We start from the raw sequence: 14,775 nt of genomic DNA, 5'->3' as shown, positions 1-14,775 counted from the left end.
GCAGGTTCGCCCCTGGCGGGGAGGCGCGGTCTCGCCGTCGGCCCGGCAGCCCGCAACCGGACCGGGCGTCTCCTCGGCCTGGTCCGCTGCGAACTGCGCATGCGGCGGAACGGGTTCCCCGAGTCGTGGCCGTGTCGGCATGGTCGTGTGGCGGCTTCAGGAGTCCGGACCAGTGGTGCGGTTGCTTGTCTCCTGTACGTGGGCGAGGTCGCGTCGTAGAGCCAGGACCGTGGGATGGTCCACATCGATGACGCGCACCGCGTGCTCCAGAAGGTGGGTGAGGGCGGTGTCCGCGCCGGCCACGTCCCCGGCTTCCCACCGGGCCCAGGCGAAGTGGTGCCGAATGGTGAGGGTGTCGCGGTGGTCCGGCCCCAGGACCCTCAGAGCGTGCTCGAGCAACTCGCCGTATGCGATGACCGACCCGGCCCAGTCCCCTGCCCTTCCTTGGCAGTAGGCGAGTTCGCAGCGGATCGTCAGCGCACTGGGGTGATCCGGCCCCAGTACCCGCTGTACGCGTTCCAGCAGCTCGGTGTACGTGGTGACCGCGCCGGCCACGTCACCCGCCTGGCCTTGCCACCAGGCGAGGCTCTTCCGCGTGGTCAGGGTGGAGAGCGCGTCTGCGCCCAGCACCCGCTCCCGGTCGGCCAGCACCTCGGCGTAGCCGGTGGCCGCTGCGGCCGCGTCCCCGGCCTCGCCCTTCGCGAAGGCAAGCCCAGCCCTGGCGGTATGGACCGCGAGGTGATCCGGGCCGAGGATGAGTCGCATGCGTGCGATGAGCTCGGCGTAGGCGGTGGCCGCGCCGGCCACGTCCCCCGCCTCCATCCGCCAGTGAGCGAGGTTGGATCTGGCGATCAGGGTGTCGGAATGATCCGGTCCGAGGTGCCGACGGGTGGCGTCCACGAGACGCTCGAAATACGCGACGGCGGCGGTGACCTGTCCACTGTTCCCCAGACTGTCACCGGCGGTCTGAAGTACCCGGTGACCGTCGGGCCGCCAGAGGGCGGCATCGCGTGAGTGGTGTACGAGGGCGTCCGTGTTGGCCCGCAACGCCTGGGCGAGAACCGTGTCCCGCTCGACCTCGGGCCAGGAAGCGAGCAGGGCATCGGCGGCGACGAGAGCGGTCAGCTCGTGGCGGGCAAGGGTGAGGCTGTCCCGGGTGGCCCGCTGGATGAGTTGATGGACGCGGACAGCCTGGTGGGGGACGTCCGGAGCATGGTCGACAAGTCCGAGCCGGTGCAGGGCTCGCAGTGCGAGCACGGCGTCCTCCGCCGAGACCGGAGCCGGTTGAGAAGGGTCGTCCGTGCCGCTGAGGGTGCGGTGCCCGGCGAGGTGCGTGAGAGCGGGCCGACTGGTCAGAACCGTGGCGGGGATGCCGCCGGGGTCGAGCAGAGCGGCCAGCTGGAGCATCGGGCGGGCAAGGCCGACCGGGCGGATCTGGTCGGCGCGTTCGAGGGACAGGGACCAGGTGGCGGCCGCGGTGGCGGTCTGGTCGTCGGGCAGAGCTCCGGACTCGGGCAGCAGATCGCTCAGCTTTCTGATCCGGTCGCCCAGCAGCGCTCTGTACGAGGCGCACGTCAGGCCCGTGTCGATGATGTAGGCGGTGGCCTGGGCCAAGGCGAGTGGCAGGTGCCCCAGGTCGGCGGCGAGGCCGTCGATGTCCTCGGTCGACGCTTCGTCGTACGGGGCGAGCACGGCGGTCAGGTAGGCGGCGGCCTCCCGCGGGGTGAACAGGCCCACCGTCACCAGGCGTCGGCCTTGTCCGGTGAGGGCGGCCTCGCGCCGGCGAGTGGTGACCAGGACACGCCCGTGGCGCCCGGCCGGCGGCCACCAGCCGTGCATGTCGGCGGGATCCGCGACGTCGTCCAGTACGACCAGCCACCGGCAGGGCCGCTGGCCCGCCTTCGGTTCCAGCCAGGCCAGGAACGCCCGTGCGGCCTCCTCCGGGTGGCCCGGCTCCGCGGCGAGGATCTCCACGGCGGCCTGCGCGTACCCAGCCGTGATCGCTGAACGGCTGCTCGCACTGATCCACAGCAGGATGTCGACCTCATCGCCCTCCCAGGCTCTGCGAGCGTAGTCGGCGGCCAGCTGGGTCTTGCCGACCCCGCCCGTTCCGGTCAGCACCTGGCCGGGCACCGCTGGACCCCCACCGTCGGCCGCCGTCCGCAGCAGGTCGGCCTCGGCCCTGTGCTGGAAGGAGAGGGCGCGGGGCGGGATCACGCCGACTTGGCGTGGCCAGGCCGCTGGAGTGCGGGGCGGAGCGTGGTGGTGGACTTGCTCGGCGTGGCCGACGGCGAAACCGCCGTGGTCGGCGAGGATGCCACCACCATGGTGAGGCGGAGCGGCCGAGCCTGATCCGGATGCGCTCAGTCCTGCTGCGAACCCGGCTGAGAAGGGTTTCCCAGGGTCACGTTCCCCATGGTCAGGGCGGCTGCGGACCCATGGTCCGCCTGGATTTTGACGTCTCCCCCGACAGCCAGCCCCCCGTGGCCGACCGACGCATGGCTGTGGGACGGCTGCTCGGTCAAGAGAGTGCGCAGGCCTTCCGCGATCCGGCCCTGTTCGTTTTCCCCGAGACTTTCGAGCAGAGCCTCGATACGGGCCTGCCACGCCGCCTCCTGACGGATGCGCACCCGCTCCGCCTGGGGCGGCGCCGCGGCCTCGAGCTCGGCGGCGGCCTGGTCGAGGCGCTCCAGCTCGGCGTGCTCGCGCTGCGGATTCCCCTGGCCGAACCAACGGGCCATCTGTCCGCGTAGCCCTGCCCACGCGTCGGTGCCCGCAGCCTGCACCACCGCTGTGCCTCCCGCCGCGGCCAGCGCGGTCATCGCCTCCGACAGCATTCTTGCCCTTCCGCTGAGAGTCCGGTCCCGTCCGGATTGGGGCTGGCACCGTGGCGGTGCCTGGTCCGGACCGGGGCAGGCACCGCCACGGCGCCTCCACCACGTCACTCCATCAGACAGCCGACGCCGGTGTCCCCGGTTCCGCCGAGAGAGCGGTCGTGACAACCGACACGGTCCGCCGCGGTCGGAGTGGTCGGAGCCGCCAGGACGCTGTGGTTGTGGGCACCGGGATCCCCCACGGAGGCGAGCCGGCCGGTCGGTTCGCGTCCTGGAGCAGCTTCCCGGCGCCCGGTGCGCACGGTGGCCGCGTCAGGGGTGGAGCGTCCGAGCGCCGGGGCTCGCTGGGTGACCGAGCGGGCCGACTGCCGGATCGCGACAATGGTCGGCTCCGCGCGGCGCTTCGTCAGCCACATAAAGGCGCATGCCGACGGCGACAGGTCGAGGACGTCCAGGTAGCGGATGCCGGGGCGGGGGAAGGACCTCAGGACGGTCGCGGGACTCGCCCTGGCCGACCGTGTGCAGCAATGACTCCATGTCGGTCACGACGGGCCCGTACGTCACGCGTCTGCAGTCGGGACGCGGATGGACCGCCCAGAAGTTCCACCACGTCCGCGGTACCTGGGGGGGTACGTCGACCACCGCCCTGTCCCTCAGGTGAGCCAGGGTGAGGTGAGGGAACGCTGCCACAGGGTCGGCGGCGGCGGCGAGGCACACCACCCGTGGCTCGGTGCCCAGGTACTGCAGCTCGATGCCGTCCGGTACGGCAGGACGGAGGAAGACGGCATCGATGTCCTGCCTGACGAGCTCGCCCATGTGGTCGGCGATGTTCAGACCGGGCAGCTGCACCGTCATCTGCGGGTGCCGGTTCCGCAGTTCCTGCAGCACTTGCGCGGGTGGGTGGCGTGGGCGGCCTCAGCGTCGACGGTGCCCGCCACGAGCCGCTCGGCGGCGCGTCCGAGGTGCAGTTCGTCGGCGAGGGTCAGGAACAGGCGCGCCACTCCGCTTCCCACCACGCGGGCCGTCGTCAACGCCGGGCCGGCCACTCCGCGAAACGGGTCCACCGTCATCGAACAGCGCGGACGGATCCCCCTCTTCGTAGGTGGCGGTCCACTGAGGCAGGAGACCTGTGCTGCTCCCGTCACCTGCGGCACGGCCGGTGACGGTGTCGTCGTGGTCCACGGCGGCAGCTGGCCCTCGAAGGTCCAGGGTTTTCCGGCGCGCCGCTTCCACACCAGGACGGCACGCTCATCCAGGGCTCGCTGGGCTCCACTCCGGTGGCCGGCATCGTGGGCGGAGACAGGGTGAACTTCAGCAGGCCGCGAGAGGTAATCGATTCGGGCTTCGGCACGGGCTGGGCCTCGAAGGTGCGGGCTGTTCCGAGCCGGACGTTCAGTGCCCTGACGACACGCATCGTGGACGGGACGCGGTTGGCCAAGAGCGGAGCTTCCTCGGAAGCCGCGGTCATCGGGGGGCGGCCCGGCGTCGGTGGGTCGCGGGGCTGCGACATCGGCTGCCGGCCCTCCGGGAACGCGCCGGTTCCTACCAACAGGCACCCCGTGGCGTCCGTGGCCCGACGGCTGCTCGGGCCCGTGGATGAACGCTGTATGTCGCGTTCCGCTGGCCGCTGGTTCGGGGGGCACGGCTGTGCTTTCGTGAGCGTGTGACCGCTTCCGCGTCTTTCCTGCTCACCTTCCGCGCGTGTGCTCTCGCGTCTGCCGCCCCCGCGTGGTGTCCCGCCGCGCGCTGAGCCGCCCCCGGCCGACACTTCGGCCCGGTCCTTCGAGACCACCTGTTCGCTGCCCCGCCCCGCGCACGGCGCGAAGCCGTGCGCGCACCCGCACAAGGAGCATCGTCATGAGCCAGCCCATCGACGCCGTCGCCGCCGGTCACACTCCCGAGGACGAGGCTGCCGGGCCCGACACCTCGGCATGGTCCTTCGAGACCAAGCAGATCCATGCTGGTGCGACGCCCGACCCGGTGACCGGGGCGCGGGCGACGCCGATCTACCAGACGACGTCCTTCGTGTTCCGGGACACGCAGCACGCCGCCGACCTCTTCTCGCTGGCCGAGCCCGGCAACATCTACACCCGCATCCACAACCCCACCCAGGACGTCTTCGAGCAGCGGATCGCCGCGCTGGAGGGCGGTGTCGCGGCGGTCGCGCTGTCCTCCGGGCAGGCGGCCGAGACGCTGGCGATCCTCACGCTGGCGGGTTCCGGAGACCACCTCGTGGCCAGTACGTCGCTGTACGGGGGCACGTACAACCTGTTCCGGCACACGCTGCCCAGGTTCGGTGTCGAGGTCTCCTTCGTGGACGACCCCGACGATGCCGAGGCGTGGCGGGCGGCGATCCGGCCGAACACCAAGGCGCTGTTCGCCGAGACGCTGGGCAATCCGCGCGGGAACGTACTAGACGTGCGGGCGGTCGCCGACGTGGCCCACGCGGCGGGGGTCCCGCTGATCGTGGACAACACCGTCCCCACGCCCTATCTGCTCCGCCCCCTGGAGCACGGCGCCGACATCGTCGTCCACTCGGCGACGAAGTTCCTCGGCGGACACGGCACGGTGGTCGCGGGCGTCGTGGTGGACGGCGGCACCTTCGACTTCGGGGCGCACTCCGAGCGCTTCCCCGACTTCAGCGAACCCGACCCCAGCTACCACGGCCTCCGGTACTGGCCGGCGCTCGGCCCGGGCGCCTTCGCGATCAAGCTGCGTGTACAGCTGTTGCGGGACCTCGGCCCCGCGCTCTCTCCGCACTCCGCCTTCCTGCTGCTGCAGGGCGTGGAGACGCTGAGTCTGCGCATCGAGCGGCACTCGGCGAACGCGCAGGCCCTCGCCGAGTGGCTGGAGCAGCGCGACGAGGTCTCGGCCGTGCACTATCCGGGGCTGCCGTCCAACCGTTGGTACGAGGCGGGACACCGCTACCTGCCGCGCGGCGCGGGAGCGGTGCTCTCCTTCGAGCTGCGGGACGGCGTCGAGGCGGGCAAGCGGTTCGTGGACGCTGTCGAGCTGTTCAGCCATCTGGCGAACATCGGGGACGTCCGCAGTCTGATCATTCACCCGGCCTCCACCACCCACAGCCAGCTGGACGAGGCGCAGTCGGCGGCGACCGGCGCCTCGCCCGGTCTGGTGCGGCTGTCGGTGGGCCTGGAGAACCTCGCCGACCTCAAGGCGGATCTTGAGGCGGGCTTCCGGGCTGCCAAGGGCTCGTCCGAGGGCTCGTCCGAGGGCGCGTCCTGAGCACCGTCACGCCGCCGTCCGAGGTTCCTCTGCCGCCGGTCTCCGGGGCCTGGCGGGAGGGGGACCCGGCCGGGTGGCGCCGGTGGTACACCCGCGAGACGCCGCTGGGACTGGAGGCCGGGGGCGAACTGCCCGCTGTGCGCCTGGCGTTCGAGACCTGGGGGACGCTCGCGCCGGACCGTGCCAACGCGGTGCTCGTGCTGCACGCCCTCACCGGTGACAGTCACGCCGCCGGTCCGGCCGGCCCCGGCCACCCCACTCCCGGTTGGTGGGAGGGGCTCATCGGGCCGGGGCTCGCACTGGACACGGACCGCCAGTTCGTCGTGGCGCCCAACGTGCTGGGCGGCTGTCAGGGCAGTACCGGGCCGTCCTCCCGCCGGGCGGACGGTCGCCGTTGGGGCGGTGACTTCCCCTACCTGACACCGCGCGACCAGGTCGCGGCCGAGGTGGGCCTCGCCGACGCGCTCGGCGTGGCTCGCTGGGCGCTGGTGATCGGCGGATCGATGGGCGGGATGCGGGCGCTGGAGTGGGCCGTGACCCATCCGGAGCGCACCGACGCGCTGCTATTGCTCGCCACGACGGCCGCGGCGAGTGCCGAGCAGATCGCCTGGGCATCGGTCCAGCTGCAGGCGATCCGCGCCGACCCCGACTGGCGGGGCGGTCACTATCACGACACAGGCCGGGGCCCGCACGGCGGACTGAGTCTCGCCCGTCGCGTGGCCCACGTCACCTACCGCAGCGAGTACGAACTGGCCGCCCGCTTCGGCCGTGCCGCCCAGGGCACGGAGGATCCCTGGCTCGGCGGCCGCTACCAGGTCGAGTCCTATCTCGACCACCACGCGGCCAAGTTGGCCCGACGCTTCGATGCGGGCAGTTACGTCGTGCTGACCGAGGCCATGAACGGTCACGATGTCGGCCGGGGCCGGGGTGGCGTCCGGGCGGCGCTGCGCCGGGTGACCGCACGGACTCTTGTGGCCGGGATCGACTCCGACCGTCTCTACCCGCCGGCTCAGCAGGCGGAGCTGGCGGCCGGCATCCCTGGCGCGGACCGGCCGCGTGTCCTGGGGTCGCCGTACGGCCACGACGGGTTTCTCATCGAGGTGGAGCAGGTGGGCGAGTTGGTGGCCGAGCTCCTCCGCTGAGGGTTGCGATCGTCGGATCGGTCCGCTGAGGATTGCGACGTCGGATGGGTGGGCCACGTGTCCACGTCACACCGTCCCAGCAGCAGGTCTGAACGTGGCGGTAGTGCATCGTCCCGAGCGTACGGATGTCCTGCTCGGTCAGGCGGCTGCGTATGCCGCCCCACGGGCACGGGTCCGCGCCGATCCGGAACACGCGAGGGTTGCCCGAGCCGTCCTCGTCCGATCGCACAGTGCGCATCCCTCTCGGCACGGAGACGTGCCGAGACCAGGTCGGGGTCGACCGGCTAGCTGTGCGCGAGCATGTCGAACCAGCGCACGATCTGCGGTCCCGCCAGCTTGAAGGAACCGTTGTGGTCGGCCTTCCCGTGGTCGACGACGCGGGCCTGCACACCGTTACGGGCCAGATCGGCGGCGCAGTTGACGGAATTGGCGATCGGCACGTCGGTGTCGCCGGACGCGGTGTGCAGCCGTACGGGAACACCGGGCTTCCAGTCGCACGTCCCGTCCTGCGCCTTGAGCGCGGCCAGCAGGCCTCCGTCCGGGTGGCGCAACCGCTCGTAGAAGCCGTCGGTCAGCAGCTCCTTCACCGAGCCCGGCAGCTTCGTGACGATGTCCTCCTCGGTGTGCCGGGTATCGAAGAGCTGCTCCACGTACGCCGCGTACGGCTGCCTGAACGCATCGGCAGGATCGGCGTAGACGGGGTGGAGCCGGTTCTGCGCCGTCAGGAAGTACGACATGTAGAAGACGCCACTGATGTCGTTGACACGACCGTCGAGGAGGGCGGGGACCTCGGCGCCCCGCAGGTCGTAGGGTCCGGCGACCGGCGCGAGCGCCCGCAGCCGGAAGTGCCGGTCCGCGCCCCGAGCCAGCTCGCGGCCCAGCGCCATGGCGACCTGGCCGCCCTGAGAGAACCCGGTGCCGTACACGTCTCCGGTGAGTGGTCTGCCGAGCGCGCGCGAGGCGGTGCGGGAGGCCCGCAGCATGTCGAGCGAGGCGGAGACGGCCGAGGTCGTGTCCATGTACGGATGGAGGCCAGGGCCCTTGCCCAGTCCGAGGTAGTCCGGGGCGGCGACGGCGCGGCCCGCGGCGGCGTGCAGATAGGGCGCGAAGAGGCCGAAGTCCGTCGCGACGGACGGCGCGTAGTCGCGGTGGACCATCGTGCCGTGGGTGTCTGCCACCAGGTCGAGCCGGCGCTCGCCGCCCCTGGGGAGCACCAGCAGGCCGGTGGCGGTGGTCGGTTCGCCTCCGGGCGTCAGGGTCCGGTAGGTCAGCCGGTAGGCGCGCACCCCGTGGCGCACGGTCGCCGGGTCGATGTCGGCGCCCTTGAGGAACGCGGCCACCTCGCTCCGGCTCAGGTCGGCGACGGGAGTGACACCAAGGAGGGCTCCGCGCCCGGCGCTCTGCTGGACCGGGTGGGGTCCGGGGGCGGCGACCGCCGGAGCGACGGTCAGGGAGGCGAGGACGACGGCGGTCGCGGCGGCCAGGCAGCGGCGTACTCTCCTGCGCTGCGCGGACGGCCGGAGGCGGGTGCTGGTCGTGGTGTGGGTCATGACGAAGACGCTACGGAGATGCTGATCACCGGGACATCCGACGGCCCCCCGGCCCAGGGTGTGGTCACCCCCACCCCGGAACCGGGGAATCCCCTCGGGCCATGAGGGGGAGACGAGCTCGCGGTGACGGGTGATCAAAGCGGTCGGTCGGCCTCGCTGCCACCGCGCCACGGTTCCGCGCAGCGGACCGGCACCCGTCGCACATCGACGCCACGGATCTGTGTGGGCGCGCCGTGGCAGCGACCCCGGCTCCGGTACGTACAAGTCCGGTCGACGTCGCACACGTCGATGTTCACGAACCACGGGGGTGCGACACGTATCAAGAACCTGGCAGCGGTACCCCAGACTCCCGCCGAGACCTCCGACGGGAGGGTAGAGGGAGTACGGAATGGCCGCCCCCCGATTCCCAGTTCCGCCCCCCCCCGATTCCCAGGCCTATGCAGCCGAAGTACGGTCCGTCGTCAAATGTGGTGCGAAGGGCTGTGGCGCGGGCTCGTCGTCGGCGGCGAGATCTGGTGGAACTCGAACGCAACAAGGCTTCGCGGGCGTGGCCTGCTTGACCGGCCGGGTCGTCGGCTGCAGAGTCGGGGTGCGGTCGCGCGGCAACGTCCGACGCTCTTACCGGCCGGTTTCTTGTCCACGAGAGGTGGACAGCCCCGAGACTCAGGAGTGGCTGATCCGGTGCTTCTCGACCTGGTCGTGATCGGTTTGGCCATCACCTTGGGGCCATTGCACAACAGCGCCTTCATCCTGCTGCTTTCTTCGCGGCGCGGTGTTCGTCAGGGGTTGGCGTTCCTGTTGTCGTGGCTGGCCAACCTGATGGTGGTGATCGCTCTCGTGGTACTGCTGACGGGTGGTCAGCCTCTCGCTCGTCACAGCGCTCCCTCGACCGCCGCGATCGCCGTGAAGCTCGCCTTCGGTGTGGCGCTGGTGCTGTACGGCACGTACCGGCATCGTCGCCCGCCCCGTCCGCACGGCCCGCCCCGATGGACCGCACGGATCGACAACGCGTCCCCCGTCACTGCAGCCGGTCTCGCGTGGGTCCTGCAGCCCTGGGGACTGGTCGGAGCCGGGGCCGCGACCGCCATCGACGCGGACCTGTCCACCCTCTCCGACTGGCTCGCACTGGTCGGCTACTGCCTGCTGGCCACGCTCAGCCTCATCGTGATGGAAATGTACGTCGTCCGGTCGCCCACGGTCGCGCACGCCCGTTTGAACGCTCTGCGGGACTGGCTGGGTCGGCATCAGGAACAGCTGATCGTCACACTCTCCCTGCTGGTCGGCCTGTGGCTGACGGCCCGGAGCATCTACGAGCTGGTCGCCTGACGCTCTTGGGACGATCCGGCGGCGGCCTGGCCCGCCGGGGCGCGGACGGGTACGGCGCCCGGCGCGACAGGCCGAAGAGTGGCCCTGGCCCGAAGGGCGGCCTGCCTCCTGTTCGCCTTGATGTGGCCGGGGTGGAGAAGCTGGTGACGGCACCCAGACGTGAGCGTCCATACGCGATGGGGAGCCGCTATCAGGTCCTGGTTTCCAGCGCCCTGAAGCCGGGGTTTCGGAGGCGGCGATGCCCTGCTCGTACGGCTCGCAGCGCCATGCCTCTGTGCGCACCTAGCAGGCCAGACATTCGGCGCGCCCCTGCGCATCGGCACCGGGCACGATTCGCATCAGCCCCGATCGCGAGGCGCTACAGGCTTGTTCTCCACCCCGCCACGACGGCGCCCATGGCACGTTCGAGCGGGAGCGTCGGGAGGACGAGCCCGGCATCGGCAACGAGACCGACCCTGCTTGATACCGGTCGCATGCCGTCGGCGAACCGCTTCCATACCTCGCGGTTCTAGCGTCTCGCACAGCCGTTGTGGCCGCCCGTTACCACCTGCGAGGAGATTCCGTGCTCGAAGGATTCGGCGAAGCGCTCGCGGACCGGGAGTACTACCTGCCGCTCCCCAGCGTGGCCGACCCCGGACCGCGCTTCGCTCCCCACGACGTGCCGCCGGGCATACGCGGCACCGCCCAGGGCATCTGGACGGCCTGGGGCGGTCCGGGGACCAAGCTCGCCGAGCAGGGCTGGAAGATCCACGTGTCGGCGCGGCCGGACCGGGCGCAGCACGTGCTCGACACGGTCGCCGGGATCTGCTTCTCCGAAGGCGTGCCGTTCAAGCATCTGAGCGCCCGGTTCTTCTTCCTGTTTCTCCATCACAAACACGCCGGGCGGGCCCAGGCGGGCAAGTTCTGCGCCGTCTACCCGCCGGACACGGAGACCGCCCGCCGGCTGCTGGAGCGCCTGCGGGACGCGCTCGACGGGGAGGACGGACCGTACATCCTCACCGACCGGCGCTTCCGCGACTCGCGGACGGTCCACTACCGCTACGGCTCCTTCGGTGCCCTCAGCCGGTTGCGCGCCGACGGCACCCGGGAAGGGCTGGTCCGCGACGGTTTCGGCCGCGAGGTCCTGGACCTGCGGCTACCCGTCTGGCACCTGCCCGCAGGGATCGCGGACCCCTTCGTCGAGCGGGAGGAGGAGCCGCACGTGGGCCCGATCCTGATCCGCGACTACGAGGTGACCCGTGCGGTACGCCTGAGCAACGCCGGCGGCACCTACCAGGCCCGGGACCGACGGACCGGCCGCACCGTCTTCCTCAAGGAGGCTCGCGCCCACAACGGTCTGGTCTTCGACGGGACCGACGCGCAGCAGCGGTTGCGGCACGAGTACGGCGTGCTGCGCGAGCTGCACGCGGCCGACCCCGGGGTGGGCCCAGAGCCGCTGGACCACTTCACGGAGTGGGAGCACGACTTCCTCGTCACCGAGTACGTCGCCGGGCAGCCTCTGGTGGGGTGGCTGAGCCGGTCTTCCCCACTGGCCCGCGCCGACCGCACGGCCGAGTCCGTCGCCGCGTACTACGAGGCGTGCCGGCACCTGCTGGGCGGCCTGGACGCCTCGTTGGAGCGGCTGCACGTCGTCGGCTACCGGTTCGGTGACCTCAGCCTGGACAATGTCATGGTCACGGCTTCGGGCGGGGTCCGGCTGGTGGACTTCGAGGCGGCCTCGGCCCTGTCCGCGGCACCCTCCGGGATGGGCACCCCGGGGTTCACGCCGCCGCCCGGCCTGCTCCGGGCCGACTCCGATCCCCTGCTGCGGGACCGTTACGGCGTGTCGGCGGTCGCGCTCGCCTTCCTGGCGCCGTTCAACGAGATCGCCGAACACGCGCCCGCCAACCTCGCACTGCTGCGCCGCGACCTGGCGGACATGGCTCCGCCGCAGGACCTGTGGCAGCGAGCCACCGCCTTCCACCTGACGGCGGACTCGACGGAGGACTTGACTGAAGACTTGGCGGAGGACCGGGCGCAGGACCGGGGCGGTCCCGACCGCCTGCCCTCCCTCGCCGAGCTGGACACCGATCCGCGCGGCTGCCTCACCCGGCTGGCCGACGAGGTGGCCGCCGGGCTGCTGGAGATGGCGCACGCCGACCGGCCGGAGTGGGCCTTCCCGCCCTCGCCCGAGGCGCTCCGGACCAACAACGTGTGCCTGGCGTACGGCACGGCCGGGGTGGTGCACGCCCTGCACCGCGCCGGGGCTGAAGTGCCGGAGGAGATCCGCGAACGGCTGCGCCGCGACACGCTGGCGCAGCGCGACGCGCTGCCCCCCGGACTACTCGTCGGCTCGGCCGGCATCGCCCAGGTACTGGCCGGCCTCGGCCTGCTGGACGAGGCCGTTGACCTGCTCCGGGACGCCGACGACCACCCGCTCACCACCTCCTGCGGCACGCTGGCCGGCGGGCGGGCCGGAGTCGGCCTGGCCTGGCTCGCCCTCCACCGGCTGACCGGCGAGAGCCACTGCCTGGAGCGGGCCGCCGCCGCAGGGGACCGCCTGCTGCGCACCCCCGATCTGCCGGACACCCTCGGCGAGCACGACGCCCGCGGCCTGCTGCACGGCCGCTCGGGGCCCGCCCTCTTTCTCCACCGCCTGGCCCGCGACACCGGCGAGGGCCGATACCTGGATGCGGGCCGCGTACTGGTCCACCAGGAGCTGGACCGGACCTTTCCGCTGGACGACGGTGCCCTGTCCATCTCCGACGACACGCGGCTCGCCCGTGCCATGCCGTACCTGGCCACGGGCGCGGCGGGCGTCGCGGCAGTGCTCACCCGCTACGTGGCCACCGCGCCGGACGAACGCTGCGCGGCGGCCCTGCCGAGGCTGGTGGCCGGCATCCGGGTCTCCTGCGCACCAAAGGAGGCCGGCCTGTACCGGGGGCTGGCCGGACTGACCTGGTTCCTGACCGAACACGCCGAGCTCACCGGCGCGGACACCGCCCGCGGGGACGCCGTGCGCGCCGCGACCGGCTTGCTGAAGTACGCCGTCCCGTACCGGCGCGGTGTCCGTTTCCTCGGAGCGGGTTCGCAGCGGTTCACCGCCGACCTGTCCAGCGGCGGAGCCGGTGTCCTGCTGGCCCTCCACCGCCTTTTGACCGGGCCGCTCCTGACGGAGTCCCACCACGCACGTCCCCGGATCCCCGCAGCCCACTGACGGCATCGAGCGGGCCCATGAACGCCTGGGCACGGCGGCAGGCAACTCCGTGCCGAGGCAGGCAGTGACCAACCGACAAGACCCCGAGAACAAGGTGGTGAGCACCCATGAGCCAGATCCTCGCGCTCCAGGCCCTGGACCCCGAGCCGGAGTCCTATTCCCTTCCCCCCTGCTTCAGCGTCGCCTGGAGCATCAGCGACATCTTCCCCGAGCCGATGTAGCCGGCCGGCATCCGGGGAGGGCCGGTACCGGTGGCCCAGCCACCGGTACCGGCCCGGGTCGAGCGTCGGCCTTGGTCGTTCACCGGCCCGGTTCGTGCGTCGGCCAGGGTCGATCGCCGCCCGGCGTCCGGCGTCCGGCGTCCGGCGTCCGGCGTCCGGCGTCCGGCGTCCGGCGGACAACGACCTTGGTGAACTCCCGGCAAGCCGTCGCCCCTCGAACCGATCCGCGCCCGTGCCCGTGCCCGTAGGCTCGTCACCGACGACGACAGGAGACGTGCATGTGGAAGCGGGCCCTCGACCGGGCCGGGCTCAGGGGACCACGGCTACGGCAGGACTACACGGAACAACGGCGGGCGGTACGGCTGTTCGCACCGGCCGAGTACGCCGCCGCGCGCCTGCTGCTTCCCGCCGCGCTGCTGCCCCACGTCATGGCCGCCGTCGCGTTCATGCACGACACCGACGACCGAATCGACCGTGGGACCCCGGAGGAACGCACGACCGCCCTGGCGCAGTGGGACGGGCTCGTGCAGAAGGCCTTCGCCGAAGGTGACTCCGCTCTGCCCGGGCTGCGTTGCCTGGTGCGCACCGCCGAGCTGCACCCGGACGTTCGCGTTCACGTGGACGCGTTCCTGCGAGGCTGCGAGCGCGAGGTCGCGTGGCGGACCATCGCCGACGACGAGGAACTGGAGCAGTACGTACGCGCGTACTCCCTCCCCGCCCTGATGCTCACCGCCTGCCTCCTCGCGCCTGCGGACGCGTCGGCGCGTGTGGTGTTCACGGACGGCTGCCACCGGCTCATCCGCGCGATGCAGCGTCTCGACTTCCTGGAGGACCTGCCCGAGGACGTGCGCGCGGGCCGGACGGGCGTACCGGCCGACGCGGTGGCCCGCCACGGTGCGGATCTCACCCGGCCCGGCGCGGGGCTGGGCCGGCTCGTCGCGGAGCAGGCGGACCGGGCCGCCACCGACCTGGCTGCGGCCGCGTCCCTCCCGAGCGTGGTGAACCCGTCGTACCGACCCTTCCTGCGGGCCCTCATCGGCGTCCAGCGCCTCCGCCTCGACGCGGTCCGCCGCGCGGGCGCGTCCCTGGCCACCCGGACCTCCGGTCCCCCAGCGCCAGCAGCCGCCCTCCTGCTGCTGCGCGAGACGGGCGCCCGGGCCCGGCAGGGTCTGCGGAGCAGCGAAAAACCAGGGGACTAGGAGCTGTGCCGATCCTGGGGCACGGGCGTGGTCGGCGGTCGCCGGCATACCCGGCCTCCTGTCA

At 72.0% G+C, this 14,775-nt stretch carries 10 protein-coding genes; 5 read left to right on the top strand and 5 right to left on the bottom strand.

Annotated elements, in window-relative coordinates; translation table 11 throughout:
• Window positions 1-156: 156 nt before the first annotated feature.
• The 4 genes from ACRRSS_RS18115 to ACRRSS_RS18100 form a co-directional block, all read right to left on the bottom strand.
• Window positions 157-2,217 (bottom strand): tetratricopeptide repeat protein, encoded by a 2,061-nt coding sequence (locus tag ACRRSS_RS18115; protein ID WP_435972168.1) that lies wholly within the window; start codon window positions 2,215-2,217, stop codon window positions 157-159.
• 146 nt (window positions 2,218-2,363) lie between these two features.
• A complete protein-coding gene (locus ACRRSS_RS18110) occupies window positions 2,364-2,837 on the bottom strand; it encodes a hypothetical protein (protein ID WP_435972167.1) in 474 nt (157 codons plus the stop codon).
• Window positions 2,838-3,146: 309 nt separating this feature from the next.
• Window positions 3,147-3,689 carry a hypothetical protein gene (locus ACRRSS_RS18105; protein ID WP_435972166.1) on the bottom strand — a complete coding sequence of 181 codons (543 nt, stop codon included), beginning with the start codon at window positions 3,687-3,689 and terminating at the stop codon, window positions 3,147-3,149.
• Entirely contained in the window at window positions 3,686-3,835 is a 150-nt protein-coding gene (locus ACRRSS_RS18100; RefSeq protein WP_435972165.1) for a hypothetical protein, read from the bottom strand. The genes ACRRSS_RS18105 and ACRRSS_RS18100 overlap by 4 nt, the downstream gene beginning before the upstream one ends.
• Window positions 3,836-4,691: 856 nt before the next feature.
• On the opposite strand from ACRRSS_RS18100, the gene ACRRSS_RS18095 reads away from it, so the two are divergent.
• Both ACRRSS_RS18095 and metX read left to right on the top strand, forming a co-directional pair.
• Complete coding sequence (locus tag ACRRSS_RS18095; protein WP_435972164.1) at window positions 4,692-6,077, top strand: bifunctional o-acetylhomoserine/o-acetylserine sulfhydrylase; 1,386 nt, start codon at window positions 4,692-4,694, stop codon at window positions 6,075-6,077.
• On the top strand, window positions 6,074-7,219 hold the full coding sequence (metX, locus tag ACRRSS_RS18090; RefSeq protein WP_435975364.1) for a homoserine O-acetyltransferase MetX: 1,146 nt from the start codon (window positions 6,074-6,076) through the stop codon (window positions 7,217-7,219). Before ACRRSS_RS18095 ends, metX begins: the two co-directional genes overlap by 4 nt.
• Window positions 7,220-7,503: 284 nt before the next feature.
• On the opposite strand, the gene ACRRSS_RS18085 is transcribed toward metX, so the two are convergent.
• Entirely contained in the window at window positions 7,504-8,769 is a 1,266-nt protein-coding gene (locus ACRRSS_RS18085) for an alpha/beta hydrolase (RefSeq protein ID WP_435972163.1), read from the bottom strand.
• A 681-nt stretch (window positions 8,770-9,450) separates the two neighbouring features.
• On the opposite strand from ACRRSS_RS18085, the gene ACRRSS_RS18080 reads away from it, so the two are divergent.
• The 3 genes from ACRRSS_RS18080 (at window position 9,451) to ACRRSS_RS18070 (ending at window position 14,711) form a co-directional block, all read left to right on the top strand.
• Window positions 9,451-10,095 (top strand): GAP family protein, encoded by a 645-nt coding sequence (locus tag ACRRSS_RS18080; protein ID WP_435972162.1) that lies wholly within the window; start codon window positions 9,451-9,453, stop codon window positions 10,093-10,095.
• 562 nt (window positions 10,096-10,657) lie between these two features.
• Window positions 10,658-13,291, top strand: a complete 2,634-nt coding sequence (gene lanKC, locus ACRRSS_RS18075; protein ID WP_435972161.1) for a class III lanthionine synthetase LanKC — start codon at window positions 10,658-10,660, stop codon at window positions 13,289-13,291.
• 499 nt (window positions 13,292-13,790) lie between these two features.
• Window positions 13,791-14,711: a squalene/phytoene synthase family protein gene (locus ACRRSS_RS18070; protein ID WP_435972160.1), complete on the top strand. Its 921-nt coding sequence runs from the start codon at window positions 13,791-13,793 to the stop codon at window positions 14,709-14,711.
• Window positions 14,712-14,775 lie beyond the last annotated feature (64 nt).

This window comes from Streptomyces sp. Qhu_M48 (assembly GCF_051305195.1).
Lineage (GTDB): Bacteria > Actinomycetota > Actinomycetes > Streptomycetales > Streptomycetaceae > Streptomyces.
This window is presented reverse-complemented; position numbering and strand designations above follow the sequence as displayed.